General features: G+C 69.4%; 15 protein-coding genes. 8 read left to right on the top strand and 7 right to left on the bottom strand.

From position 1 onward, the window contains the following. Both ACYVE9_RS06255 and ACYVE9_RS06250 read right to left on the bottom strand, forming a co-directional pair. A partial coding sequence (locus ACYVE9_RS06255) for a hypothetical protein (RefSeq protein ID WP_461026713.1) occupies window positions 1–243 on the bottom strand: 243 nt, incomplete at its 3' end. Further along, window positions 237–392, bottom strand: a complete 156-nt coding sequence (locus ACYVE9_RS06250) for a hypothetical protein (RefSeq protein WP_461026712.1) — start codon at window positions 390–392, stop codon at window positions 237–239. The genes ACYVE9_RS06255 and ACYVE9_RS06250, both read right to left, overlap by 7 nt. Window positions 393–580: 188 nt before the next feature. On the opposite strand from ACYVE9_RS06250, the gene ACYVE9_RS06245 reads away from it, so the two are divergent. The 5 genes from ACYVE9_RS06245 (at window position 581) to ACYVE9_RS06225 (ending at window position 5531) form a co-directional block, all read left to right on the top strand. Continuing rightward, entirely contained in the window at window positions 581–1528 is a 948-nt protein-coding gene (locus ACYVE9_RS06245) for a helix-turn-helix domain-containing protein (RefSeq protein ID WP_461026711.1), read from the top strand. After that, window positions 1491–1616 carry a DUF397 domain-containing protein gene (locus ACYVE9_RS06240; protein WP_461026710.1) on the top strand — a complete coding sequence of 42 codons (126 nt, stop codon included), beginning with the start codon at window positions 1491–1493 and terminating at the stop codon, window positions 1614–1616. Before ACYVE9_RS06245 ends, ACYVE9_RS06240 begins: the two co-directional genes overlap by 38 nt. A 157-nt stretch (window positions 1617–1773) precedes the next feature. Next, the gene (locus tag ACYVE9_RS06235) at window positions 1774–2262 is read left to right on the top strand and encodes a hypothetical protein (protein WP_461026709.1); all 489 of its coding nucleotides are present in this window, start codon (window positions 1774–1776) and stop codon (window positions 2260–2262) included. Window positions 2263–2274: 12 nt separating this feature from the next. Further along, window positions 2275–4536: a DUF6571 family protein gene (locus ACYVE9_RS06230; protein ID WP_461026708.1), complete on the top strand. Its 2262-nt coding sequence runs from the start codon at window positions 2275–2277 to the stop codon at window positions 4534–4536. A gap of 14 nt (window positions 4537–4550) precedes the next feature. Continuing rightward, the gene (locus ACYVE9_RS06225; RefSeq protein ID WP_461026707.1) at window positions 4551–5531 is read left to right on the top strand and encodes a hypothetical protein; all 981 of its coding nucleotides are present in this window, start codon (window positions 4551–4553) and stop codon (window positions 5529–5531) included. A 24-nt stretch (window positions 5532–5555) separates the two neighbouring features. On the opposite strand, the gene ACYVE9_RS06220 is transcribed toward ACYVE9_RS06225, so the two are convergent. Together ACYVE9_RS06220 and ACYVE9_RS06215 are read right to left on the bottom strand one after the other, a co-directional pair. After that, window positions 5556–6134: a YdeI/OmpD-associated family protein gene (locus ACYVE9_RS06220; protein WP_461026706.1), complete on the bottom strand. Its 579-nt coding sequence runs from the start codon at window positions 6132–6134 to the stop codon at window positions 5556–5558. A gap of 119 nt (window positions 6135–6253) precedes the next feature. Beyond that, window positions 6254–7213: a helix-turn-helix transcriptional regulator gene (locus ACYVE9_RS06215; RefSeq protein WP_461026705.1), complete on the bottom strand. Its 960-nt coding sequence runs from the start codon at window positions 7211–7213 to the stop codon at window positions 6254–6256. Between the two features lie 105 nt (window positions 7214–7318). Here ACYVE9_RS06215 and ACYVE9_RS06210 point away from each other — a divergent pair, with 105 nt between their 5' ends. Further along, window positions 7319–7786, top strand: coding sequence for a VOC family protein (locus ACYVE9_RS06210; RefSeq protein ID WP_461026704.1), 468 nt, complete (start codon window positions 7319–7321; stop codon window positions 7784–7786). A 102-nt stretch (window positions 7787–7888) separates the two neighbouring features. Here the strand turns inward: ACYVE9_RS06210 and ACYVE9_RS06205 are convergent, their stop codons facing one another. After that, window positions 7889–8386 carry a hypothetical protein gene (locus tag ACYVE9_RS06205; RefSeq protein ID WP_461026703.1) on the bottom strand — a complete coding sequence of 166 codons (498 nt, stop codon included), beginning with the start codon at window positions 8384–8386 and terminating at the stop codon, window positions 7889–7891. A gap of 484 nt (window positions 8387–8870) precedes the next feature. On the opposite strand from ACYVE9_RS06205, the gene ACYVE9_RS06200 reads away from it, so the two are divergent. After that, window positions 8871–9593, top strand: a complete 723-nt coding sequence (locus ACYVE9_RS06200; protein WP_461026702.1) for a VOC family protein — start codon at window positions 8871–8873, stop codon at window positions 9591–9593. 93 nt (window positions 9594–9686) lie between these two features. Beyond that, window positions 9687–10397 carry a hypothetical protein gene (locus ACYVE9_RS06195; protein WP_461026701.1) on the top strand — a complete coding sequence of 237 codons (711 nt, stop codon included), beginning with the start codon at window positions 9687–9689 and terminating at the stop codon, window positions 10395–10397. Between the two features lie 68 nt (window positions 10398–10465). Here the strand turns inward: ACYVE9_RS06195 and ACYVE9_RS06190 are convergent, their stop codons facing one another. Continuing rightward, window positions 10466–11641, bottom strand: a complete 1176-nt coding sequence (locus ACYVE9_RS06190) for a potassium channel family protein (RefSeq protein ID WP_461026700.1) — start codon at window positions 11639–11641, stop codon at window positions 10466–10468. Further along, on the bottom strand, window positions 11638–12540 hold a 903-nt coding region (locus tag ACYVE9_RS06185), incomplete at its 5' end, for a molybdopterin-binding protein (protein WP_461026699.1). The genes ACYVE9_RS06190 and ACYVE9_RS06185, both read right to left, overlap by 4 nt.

Below are 12540 nucleotides of genomic sequence, written 5' to 3'. Positions count from 1 at the left end.
CGGCGCCTCACCGGCGTCGAGGTGAGGACGCGCCGCTCCCCGCCGCACGACGGCAGCCAGCCGGAACGCCACCTCCGGTGTCACGCTGCCCAGCTCGACGAGCCGTGCCAGGCCCTCCGGCCCGTCCCACACAGCCGCGTCCACACCCAGCGCCGGCAGCCGCACGTCCACCGACTCCAGCGCCTCCCGCAACGCCGCAGCCGCCCGTTCGGCGTCCGCGCGGACGCCTCGGGCGATCACCACGACCCCACACGCCGCAGTCCCGCGAGCAGGCGACGCAGGTCCGCCTCCGACAGTTCGGCAGCGGCCCGCAGCACAGGCCAGGCGACTTCGGAGGGTGGCGCCTCGTCCCACCGCCAGCCCTCCTCGGCCAGCGCCGGAACCAGCGTCAACCTTGTCTGTTGCATTACCCGTTCGAGGTCAGAGTCGGTATCGGCACACGTCATCGTCATAGGTACCTCAGCTCTGTCGCGTAGCACGGAGAGCGCAGAGTCACTCTCCGTGCCTCCAGCGTCGCCCTTCGACATCTACGCTCACAACAACATCCGTGTGCCTTGGATCGGCTGTCACGAGGGGGAACATGAATCGACGCAGCGCGCCCAACGGTCAGGTGGTGACCACCGCGGCCGTGTTCGGCGAAGTGCTGAGGCATCTCCGCGACTCGGCGGGCCTCACCCAGGACGAGTTGGCGGGCCGCATTCCGTGCGACCGCTCACTGATCGCCCGCATCGAAGCCGGCACCCGGGTACCGCAGCCCACGTTCGCCGACACCTGCGACCGGCTGCTCAACGCCCAGGGCATGCTCACCCGCCTGTGGCACCGCATCGACTGGTACCCGCAGGTCGAACACCCCGATTGGTTCCGCCGCCGAGCCGAGATGGACGCCGTGGCGGTGGCCCTGCGGGAGTACCAGACCCAGGTCATGCCCGGTCTGCTCCAGACCGAGGAGTACGCGCGGGCGCTGTTCTCCCGCGTCGCGGGAGTGACCACGGACGAGGTCGAGGAGCGCGTACGAGCGCGCCTCAGCCGCCAGCAGCGCTTCCTGACTCCTGACGGCCCCCTGCTCATCGTCGTGCTCGACGAGAGCGTCTTGCGGAACGTCGTGGGCAGCCCGGCGACGATGCGCCGGCAGTGCGCTCATCTGCTGACGGTTGGGCACAACCCGAACGTTCGTATTCAGGTGGCACCCGCTGAACGGCACCACCTGGTTCGCCCCAACACCTCTCTCTCCCTCATCACCCTTCCGAGCGGCGAGATTTGGGTGTATTCGGAGTCGCTGGAACACGGGCACTTCATCAACAATCCCGCCAGTGTCTCCAGGCACCACCAGACTTATGATGTGCTCAGAGCAGACGCCTTGTCCGCAGACGAATCTGCCGCCCTCATCGGCGATGCAATTGAAGGGTTTGCCAGCTATGACGAAGCAGCGCCCCGCAAGCGAGTGGATCAAGAGCAGCTACAGCGGCGACAACGGCGGCAACTGCGTCGAAGTGGCCCCCGGTACCCCCGACACCGTGCCCGTCCGTGACAGCAAGAACCCCCACGGACCCACCCTCACCCTCACCACAGCCGCCTACACCCACTTCCTCAACGCCCTGAAGACAGACCAGCTGTGACGCTGCCGCGCTGAGCCCGGGTGCGCGTCGCCCCCCACCGCCCGGGGCTGCGGAGCACGCCTAGAATCTCGGAACGCCCTGCTGCCGAACACGTGATCGCCTCCACGTTCCGGCAGCGGGCCGAGCAGTCGCAGCGTGCACAGGGGGAAACAGCGGCATGTCGTTCATGGACGAGTGGGCACAGTCCAAGGCACGGGCTCAGGAGGATCTCGCCCGCACGCGACTGGCCGGTGCGGATCCGGACGGCGGCGGCCTGCCGCCCGGGCCGCTGGGTCCCGCCGGCACACTCGCCACGGACGGGAGCCAGAAGCGCAACGCCGCCGCGTACATCGAGGAACACCTGCTGTCCGACACCGGAAAGGCGGGACGTCACTCGTCCTCCGCCACCCGGACGGCCCGCAGCAACCTCCAGGGGTGGGAGATCGGCAGCGCCCTCAAGAAGGCGCAGGACACCTGGAACGACAAGGTGAAGCTGCTCACCAACGCCCTGGTCCGCGAGCGGGACGCGCTGGCGGGCACGAACCACCTCTTCAAGCAGAACGAGCACGGGATCGAGAAGTCGTTCGGCAAGGAGTCCTACCGGCCGTCTCCCCTGCTGCCGGACGCCCCCTACCCCCACACGTCGCCGCTGCTGGACCTCGACTAGGGGGAGTGCCCGATGCCTTCGTACAGCCAGATCATGGAAGCCGACCTCTCCAAGTTGCAGGCCGCCGCCACCGAGTGGGGGGAGATGGCCGACGAGTTCAGGACTCTGTCCACCTCCTACCGGGACAACGTGCTGGACGTCGCGCGCAACGGCCGCTGGACCGGGATCAGTGCGGGGTCGGCGTTCGTCAACTTCACCGCCACGGAACACGAGTACAAGGGCGCCGAAAGCGAGGCCCGGACCGTCGGACGGGTCCTGACGAACGCCGCCAACGAACTGCTGCGTCTCGTGAACGACCTGAAGGGCGTGGTGGCCGACGCCGAGAAGGCGGGCATGCACGTCAGCGGCAACGGAACCGTCACCGTCGACGAGACCAAGATCGACACGTCGGCACCCTCCTGGCGCAACGACCCCGACGTGCGCACCGGGGCCATCACGGGAAACTGGGCGAACAAGATCTCCGACGCGGTGCAAGCGGTGACGGACGCCGACTTCAACGCCCGGATCACGCTGCTGGAGACGGTGAAGGACCGCGACGGCAAGGGCCACTTCGGCGGCTTCAACTCCGACGTCGCGACGCAGTGGAGCACCGCTCAGGCCGACCGCGCCACGGAACTCACCGAGCGCCTGAACGCCGACGGACCCGACGGCCTGAAGCCGGCCGAGCAACACGAGCTGCAACGCATCGTCGAGACGAACCAGGACGACGTGCGTTTCTCCCGAACGCTGCTCAACAACATCGGCCCCGAGGGTCTCGTCAAACTGTCCAACACCATGGCCGGCATGAGCGACGCGACACCGTACGACGGTGCCGGGCAGCAGCGACGCGACATGAGCGGGCTCCAGACGGCCTTCGCCAACACGCTCGCCACCGCGACCAAGGACACCGACAGCAGGTTCTACCGGGAATGGCGTGCCGACATGAAGGCGGTCGGCACCAAGGGGTTCGACACCAACTTCATCGACCCGGACGGCCCCACCCGCAAGACGGCCGGGGACAAGGCGGTCGGTTACCAGAGCCTAGTCACCCTGATGAAGCACGGAGACGGCTACGGAAAGGACTTCCTCCACCACCTCGCGGACGACATGCGGGAGAAGGAGGACCCGTCCAAGGGCGGCGACAAGTGGGTGTGGAGCATCCCGAGTGAGGCCATGGAGGCGGAGAACCGCGAGTGGTTCGCCAACGACCCGCTGGACGACCTGCTCGGCATCATGAGCAAGAACCCGGACGCGGCCACCAGCTATCTCGACCCGGGCGAAGAAGGCAAGAACGACCGGCTGGACTACTTCCTCAAGGAACGGAACTGGGAGAACATCCTGGCTCCGCACGGCAACACCTGGTGGACCGGCGGCTCGGAGGACCCCGACGCCCGTGCCGGACTCGGCGACCTCCTCGAAGCCTCCACGACGGGCCGCCCACCGCTGTACGAGGGTGAACCAGGCGGAGCCCCAGGGCCGCACACCCCGGCAGAGGCCCGGATCATGCAGGAACTCATCGTGCAACTCGACGAGGACGGCAAGGGCAAGGAGGTGCCCGAGAACCTCCAGCAGAACATCGGCCGAGCCATGGCCGACTACGTGCAGGACAACCACCTGATCCTCACCGAAGACAGTGGAATCACCGGCAGCCCGGAAGGCTACGACAAGGTATGGACCGACGGCGAGGAAGCCAGGCTGACCGTGGGCAAAGCAAGCCTTATGCGAGTCATGCGCGGAGTGTCGGAGGACGCGGACACCTTCGATCTGCTGAACGCGGCCCAGAAGGGCTACGCGGCTGAGATGCTTGCACAGGCACCGGCTGACAGCGGCAAGGGCCACGAGAGCTGGAAGATACCGGCAAGCGACATCGGCGCGGTGACGGGAGCGATGAACGGGATCGCAGCTGATCTCGCCTTCACCGAACGGGACGACAAGCTGGACGTCTTCAATGACGCAGCCCGCTACGGATATCACGGAACCGGCGCCATTATCACAGGCATTCCGTTCGTAGGCGACCTCGGACAACGTCTGATTGACGCAGCCGCCTTCGAGTTGCAAAAGGGGGCCAGTGCAGATGTACAAGCGGACACCGATCTGAAGGTCTCCGATCTCCATGCTTCCGGAGTCAGTGGAATGGCGAACCTGATGAACACCTGGGCAATCGACCGGGGTACTGATGTAGAAAACCCGTCATCCGCTCCGGAGCGGGCGGCCTGGCGAGCCATGAGCCGTGAAGCGAAGCACTCCTATACGGCGTCCCGCGAGGACGCAGCGGCCTACTTCGGCTGGGACTGAGTGAGGAAGAACCCTTGAAGACCAGTTTTTCCCGCATCGCCGCCGTGGCGGCGGCGTCGGTGCTCGCCGCGGCGTTCCTCCACGCGAGCACCAACACCAACCTCCTGGGCGACGACAGGTTCTGTGACGGCCTCCTTTCCGCGGACGATGTGCGAACGGCGTTCGGCGGGCCAGGGCGGTTCACGGGTGAGCAGCAGGGCCCGTCCCACTGCCGGATAGAACGGTCGAATCTCGGTTTCGGTGACGACGGCGCGGTGATGTCCCTGAGCGTGGTGGCCGAGCGGAAACGGTTCCCGCTGTCACCGAGTCAGTGGGAGGCGGGGGCCGACGTACGCATGACCTCCGGTGGTGAGGGCATCGGCGTGCGAAAGGACGGAGGCTGGGCTGTTCTCCCCGTCGAGTGCGAACTCGACGACCAGCCCGAAGCGGAGAAGAACGACAACCGGCCGGTTCTGAAGGCCTCGGTCCGCGAAGGCTCTGCCGACCCGCTCGGTTTGGCCCGCCTTCTGGCGACCATGCGCACCTCGTGGACGGAACAGGCCGAGTGCGCGCCCACCGGCACCGAGCGCGAGCCCGCCACTCTGCAACCCGCCACCGGCAAGCAGCGGACGGACCCCTCACGCGTGTGCTCACTCCCCGGTTTCACCATCGCCGCTTCCGGCCGTGAGCCGGTTGCCACCCAGGAACAGACCAGTGGCAGCATCGGGTCGGACTGGTTCTGCGACGTGACGCTCAAGGACTCGAATGCGCACACCGCTGAGGATGACCACTACGTCCGGTTCGCGGCCGTACGCACCCCGGAACTGGTGGCCGGCCGAGACGACAACGATCCCGAGGTGAAGTGTGAGGGAAAGCCCATCCACCTCATCGTCGACACGATCAATTACCCGGTGGACGAGGCCGAGAGCGCCGAGCAGGGAGTGGTCGAGGAAGTCGCCCTCTTCCAGCGCTTCGTGGACGCCGTCGCCGAGCAGCAGGGCTGCGCCCGCTCCTGAGCAGGCTCGGGCGGCTGGCAGGCGTCAGGCATCCGGGGCGGATTCGAGACGGGTGAGGGCCTTCGTGATGCGGTTCCTTCGGCTGGTCTCGCTCGGAGCGGTGATGACCGGGTGGATGACGCTGTATCGCTGCGCGCGGGGCAGCGCGGCGAAGCGGGCCGCCGCCGTGGGTGACGCGGCAAGCGCCTGGGCGAGGTCGGCGGGCACTTCGGCCTCGGCCTGTCCGGCATAGGCCCGGTCCCAGCGCCCGTCCGCCTTCGCCCGCTCGATCTCCGCGAAACCGCGTGGCCGCATGCGCCCCTGTTCGATCAGAGTGGCGACGATGGTGACGTTTCGCCGGGACCAGAGGGACGCCGTCCGGCGCGGGGTGAAGTGCTGCTGGAACGTGCGCTCGTCGACGGCGTTGCGGCGGCCGTCGATCCAGCCGCTGCACAGAGCCTCTTCGAGGGCCTCTGCGTAGGTCAGGGATGTCGGCTCCGTGACGCCCTTCTTCGCAAGGATCAGCTTCACCCCGGTGGACGAGTACTCGTGAGCATCGAGCCACGCCCGCCACTCCTGCGCGTCGGCCACGGTCAACCGGTCGGTCAGCTCCTCTTTAGCCATGAGGTGAGCCTCGCACGCGATGCGGTCATCTTCTGTCCTCTATTCCCCGGCTCTTACCAGCACTTCCCGGCACTTCCCGGCACCTCCAGCGCGCACGGGGGGGTCCTTCCGCTCGGTGGTCAACTTCCCGGCGGCGGCGGGGAGACGGAGTCCCGCACCCGGTCGGCGAGCGCTGCCGCGGCCTCGACCAAGGCGTCCGGGCCCACCACCGTGAAGGGGGCGTCGTACCGGGCCACGGAGGCGAGCAGACCGGCCCAGGACCACGACCCGATCGTGAGACGACAGGACCGCGCGGTGAGTTCTTCGACGTCACCGTCACCGATCCAGGGTGTGATGTCCCGTACGGGAAGCTCGATGACGACCTCACCCACGCAGGGCCAGCTGTCCTCGCTCTCCGACCCCTTGGAGCGGGCGGCGAGAAAGGAGCGCGCGTCGGCTGCGGGAAGCGTGCGAGGCGTGAAGGCCGGGCCCGTCGGGGTGCGCGGTGCCATGCGGTCCATGCGGAAGAAGCGCCAGTCGTCCCGGTCCAGGTCCCACGCGATCAGATACCACCGGCTCAGCCGGGCGACGACTGCGTGCGGCTGCGTGCGCCGTGGAGGGGCGTCGCCGCCGCCGTAGTCGAACCGGAGCGTGTGCCGGTCCCGCACGGCGGCGCTGACGGTCTCCAGCACGGACGGATCGACGCGGGAGGAGGTCCCGGTGCCGGTGAAGCGGATGCCGTCGACGCGGTGACGGAGCCGCGACGGCATCACCTGGCGGACGGTGGCCAACGCGCGGGCTGCCGCCTCGTCGATGTCGACCCCGGTGGAGGGCACACTCCGGAGTGCGACCGCGATCGCGACCGCCTGTTCGTCGTCGAACAGCAGCGGCGGCAGTTCGGAGCCGGCTTCGAGCCGGTACCCGCCGTCGGGTCCCTTCACCGCCCCGATCCGGTAGCCGAGTTCCCGCAGGCGGTCCACGTCGCGGCGGACCGTGCGCGGGCTCACGTCCAGACGCTCCGCGAGGACCTGCCCCGGCCAGTCCCGTCGCGTCTGGAGGAGGGACAGCAGGGCGAGCATCCGCGAAGTGCTTCCGATCATGAATCCAGTGTGCTCCGAGAAGAGGACCGCCGCTGACCTCTACTGCCGTGATGCTCGTCCCGGACGGCACACCTGGTGTCGGCCCATCGAGGAGAAGAGCAGATCATGACGATCAGGACGACCACCCACCTGAACTTCCGCGGCACCGCTCGCCAGGCGCTCGGGTTCTACGCGACCGTGTTCGGCGGCCGGCCCGTCATCGCCACCTACGGAGACCTCGGCATGCCGAAGGAGGCCCCCGGCGCCGACAAGGTCGTCTTCGGCCAGGTCGAGAGCGAGAACGGGTTCCGCGTCATGGCCTACGACATCCCCGGCCAGGACGACACCGACATCACGGTGACGGCCGGCTCCACGCACCGGGAGAACGGGGCCACGATCACCGACCGGACGTTCTTCCAGTCCGTCCGCGCCGACACCCTCGACGAGATCACCGGTTACTGGGACGCCCTCGCCGAGGGCGGCACCGTCATCGAGCCCCTCGCCGCGTCGGCGTGGACCCCTGGTTTCGGCATGCTCACCGACCGGTTCGGCGTCACCTGGGTCCTCGACGTCCAGGCCCCCCACGCCGCCTGACTCGGCCGGCACCGGTGCAGGGCCGCACCGGCACAGGGTCACGACGTCACAGCGTCACGACGTCATGTGAGCCCTGCGCCGGTGCGGCTCGGGTTCGGTCGCTCAGCCCACCAGGCGGTAGGCGGTGCCCCAGCCCTGCGGGTTGCAGTTGCCCATGAAGCGGCGGTCGGTGTCGCTGTACGAGAAGCCGGGCGGAATGGTGCACGCCCAGATGCCGGTGCGGGGTTCGGCGAGCAGGTAGGCGATGCCCCAGCCCTGCGCGTTGCAGTTGCCGCGGTCGCGGCGGTCGGTGTCGGTGTACGTGTAGCCCGACGGGACGCTGCACGCCCAGATCCCGTCGGCGGGATCAACGACGTAGTAGCTGGTGCCCCACCCGTTGGGATTGCAGTTGCCCAGGAAGCGGCGGTCGGTGTCGCTGTAGGTCTTTCCGGCCGGGACGCTGCACGCCCAGAAGCCGGAGGCGGCCGTTCCGCTTTCCTGTGCCGACGGCGTGGCGGAGGGCGTGGCTCCGGCGGGTGTGGCGGTGGCCAGACCGGCGAGAGCGAGCGCTGCCGCGCCCGCCGCCGCTGTGACGGCCGTGCGGATCCTCGATCGCTTCATGTGACGGACTCCTCGTGCAGAGCGCAACGGGAAGGGACCGGCTGGTCGGTGCACCGCTCCCCACCGGCTGCGATGGTCATCGGGCACGGTCATGCTCACATCACGGCCGATGATCGACAACGGGCCCCAGCCGCCCGGGGTCGCACTCCGGTCATCCCGATGTCGGTCCGGTCCATGCCTCCTGCCCTCGGTGACGACGGCGCGCAGACGGAACATGCCTGCGGAGGGCGCTAGCGGAGAGGCGCCTTCCGGATAGCTCGGGGCGCGGTCCGCCGCGGTTCCGGTCCGCAACCTGGCCGGAACAGTCGCCCGCCTCCTGTCGCCCTGTTGACCGACGGACGACGTCCGTCGACCATCCGGCCCGACAGCCGGACGGCCGCCCCGCCCCGCCCCGGTCGGAAGCACACGCTTAATCGGTTGACCGGGTGCCTCCGGCCGGGCAGGGTCCAGCACGACGCGCCTGCCCCTACCGGGAGACCCACGGATGGCCACTCACCTGCACGCGCTCTGCATCGACGCGTTCGACCCCCTCCGCCTCGCGCGCTTCTGGGCGGATCTCCTCCACTGGGAGACATCCGATGACACCTCCGACGGAACCACGCTGCTGCCCAGCGACGAGACCGGGTTCCGGCTCCGCTTCCTCCCGACCCGGGAGCGGAAGACAGGCCGGAACCACATGCACTTCGATCTGACGAGCACCTCCCTCGACGACCAGCAGCAGGTGGTGGACAGGGCACTCGCACTCGGTGCCCGACACATCGACATCGGTCAGCGCCCGGAGGAGGGACACGTGGTGCTCGCCGACCCCGAGGGCAACGAGTTCTGTGTCATCGAGCCGGGCAACAACTTCCTCGCCGAGTGCGGATTCGTCGGAGCGCTGGCGGGTGACGGCTCGCAGGAGGCCGGATACTTCTGGAGCCGGGCGCTGGGCTGGCCGTTGGTCTGGGACCAGAACCAGGAGACGGCGATCCGCTCGCCACTCGGCGGTCCGAAGGTCACGTGGGGCGGCCCGCCCCTGATGCCGAAGACGGGGAAGGAACGGCTGCACTTCGACCTCGCTCCACCGGTGGGTGGCGACCAGCAGGCGGAGGTCGCCCGGCTCGTCTCGCTCGGAGCGACACGCGTCGACATCGGACAGGGGGGCGTCGACTGGGTGGTGCTGGCCGACCCGGACGGTCACGAGTTCTGCGTGCTGACCCCCCGATAGCACCGGAGGGGGGCTTCACGGCCCCGCAGTCCCGAGACCGCCGCCTCCCACCGCCCCGGGAGACGAACCGCGCAACGGGGTACCAGGTAGGGCGTGAACATGCCCTTCCGCCTCAGTGCCGCAGACCGCCAGCGATACGCCGACGACGTGCTCGACCGGTTGACGCCGGTGATGAGCGCGCTGGGCGTGCTCTTCCTGCTGGTGGTGGTCGGTGAGCGGCTTGCCCGCCCCGACAGTCTGATGAGCACGGCCATGGTCGTCGCCGGGTGGGTGCTGTGGGGGCTGTTCGTCCTGGAGTTCCTGGGCCGCCTGCTCATCGCGCCGGACCGTCGCAGGTTCTTCCTGCGCAACTGGTGGCAGCTCGTCTTCCTGATGCTGCCGTTCCTCCGGGTGCTGCGTCTGGTGCGCTCCCTCAGGCTGCTGCGCACCGGCAGGGTGCTCTCCTCGGCGGTCCGCTCGTCGCGGTCCGCCTCACGGGTGCTCAGCAATCGGCTCGGCTGGCTGGGGACCGTCTCCGCGATCGTGATCCTGGCCAGCGCGGAGCTGCTGTACGGCTTCGGTGTGTACCCGACCTACGCGGAGACCCTGCACGCCGCCGCCCTCGCGGCGATCACCGGGGAGCCGTTCCGCACCTCCGACCCCTACGCCAAGGGGCTGGAGGTGGTGCTGGCCCTGTACTCCGTCGCCGTCTTCGCCACGGTCGCGGCGAGCGTCGGGGCCTACTTCGTCGAGGACCGCCCGGCCGGGGCGACCGCGGCGGAGGAGGCGGCGGAGAAGGCGGAGGAACGCACCGAGCGCCCGTGAGGGCCGGCGGGTGCCGCCATGGCTGCGCCCGGCGCCCCTGAGGGGACGCCGGGCGCAGGCCGGGTGGGTCACTGGCCGAGTTCGTCGCGGGGGTCGCGCCAGTCGCGCTTGGCGCGCTGCATCTTCGGTGGGGTGCGCAGGCTGCCGGTGTCCTCGTCGTCGGAGCTCTTGCGCAGTTTGGTGGTGGTGGAGCCCAGCCGGCGGCGGATCACCACGACGCGGTCCAGCGGTTGCAGCACGGCGGCTTCGGGCTCGTCGAAGTTGAGCAGTCGGTGCCCGCGTATGACGGAGACGACGAGGTCGTCGCACTCGCGGGGGGACCGTCCGGCTTCCGCCTTGGTCACCGGCCGCTCGAAGAGGCTGAGCCCTTCACCCTGCTGGATGAGGTCCTCCATCACCTGGCCCGCGCTGGGGCTGATCAGGGAGAGGCCGAGCAGCCGGCCGGCCGCGCCGGAGCTGGTGACGACGGAGTCGGCGCCGGACTGCCGCAGCAGCGGAACGTTTTCCTCCTCCCGGACGGCGGCCACGATGTTGAGGCCCTTGTTCATCTGCCGGGCGGTGAGGGTGACGAGCACCGCGGTGTCGTCCCGCTGGGTGGCGATGACGATCTGCCGGGCCCGGTCGGTGCGGGCCCGCTCCAGCACGCTGGAGCGGGTGGCGTCCCCGACGACCCCGGCGAAACCGTCCGCGTTGGCCGCGTCGATCACCTTGGCGCTGGGGTCCACCACCACGATTTGCTCCTTCGCGACCCCGGTGGAGAGCAGCGTCTCGGCGGCCGACCGACCCTTGGTGCCGAAGCCGACGATGACGGTGTGGTTGCGCACGAGAGTCCTCCAATGGGACAGCCGCCACTGCTCACGGGTGCGTTCGGTGAGCACTTCCAGCGTTGTGCCGACGAGGATGATCAGGAACAGGACACGCAGCGGCGTGATGGCGAACGTGGTCAGCAGGCGCGCCCCGTCGGACGCCGGCGCGATGTCGCCGTATCCGGTGGTGGAGAGCGAGACCGTCACGTAGTACAGCGTGTCGATCAGGCCGACCTCGCCGTCGACGGTGTCGTTGTAGCCGTCGCGGTCGAGATAGACGATGACGGCGGCGGTGAGCAGCACCAGGTTGGCGATCAGGAGGCGCTTGGCCACCTGGATCAGCGGACCTGTCATCTGCCGGGGCAGCTGCACCCGATAGGTGTGCTCGTCGGCGTAAGTGATGTGCTTCCGCGCCGAGATGGGGTTGCGGAACTTCATTCCCAGTTTCGATTCCACGGCAGACCGAGCAGATGGACGACCGATCCGGAGGCGGCTCCACCCGGAGGCACGACAGCCAGTGCGGCTGCCGACGCGATCCCCCGGAGCATAGCCGGACCCTGGTAGCGCAGCGGACTCGCCTTGCCTCCGGCCGCCCGGGTCACCGGCACCAGCCGGGTGTCCCGCGGGTGTCCGGACACGGCCTCGGTGAGCCGCGCGGCGGCCCGTTCCGTCTCCGGCGGACGGTCGGCCAGGGCGCCCAGCAGGGGTTCGGCGAGCGTCAGCAGCCCGGAGACGGCGGCCAGCGGGTTGCCGGGCAGGCCGACGAGGTGGCGCTGCCGGCCCTCGGCGTGGGACGCGGGCAGCCGGGCCAGCAGCATCGGGTGCCCGGGCCGTACGGCGACACCGTCCACGAGCAGTTCGGCGCCGACACGTTCCAGGGTGCGGTGGACGTGGTCCACCGGTCCGGCCGCGGTACCGCCGGTGGTGAGCACGACGTCGGCGGTCGACGCGCCGACCGCCCGGAACAGCGCGTCGGCGTCGTCGCCCAGCTGTCGGGTGGCGAGCACGTCCGCGCCCAGCGCGGTCAGCCAGGGCGCCAGCATCGGTCCGAGCGCGTCCCTGATCCGGCCGTCCCGGGGGGCGCCCTCAGCCAGCAGCTCGTCGCCGAGCACCAGGACCTCCACGCGCGGGCGCGGGGTGACCTCCAGTTCGTCGTAGCCGGCGGCGGCGGCCAGTCCGAGCACGGCCGGGGTGACCGGTTCGGAGGCGGGCAGCAGCAGGTCGCCGGTGCGGCACTCCTGGCCGCGGGACCGCAGGTCCGTGCCGTCGCGCAGGGTGGAGAGCGCCGACAGCCGGGAGTTGACGGCGACGCCCTGCTCGGAGCGCAGCACGGCGGT

It is taken from the genome of Streptomyces sparsus, from assembly GCF_054776295.1.
Note: the sequence above shows the minus strand (reverse complement) of the source record. Positions and strands in the feature narration are given on the sequence as shown.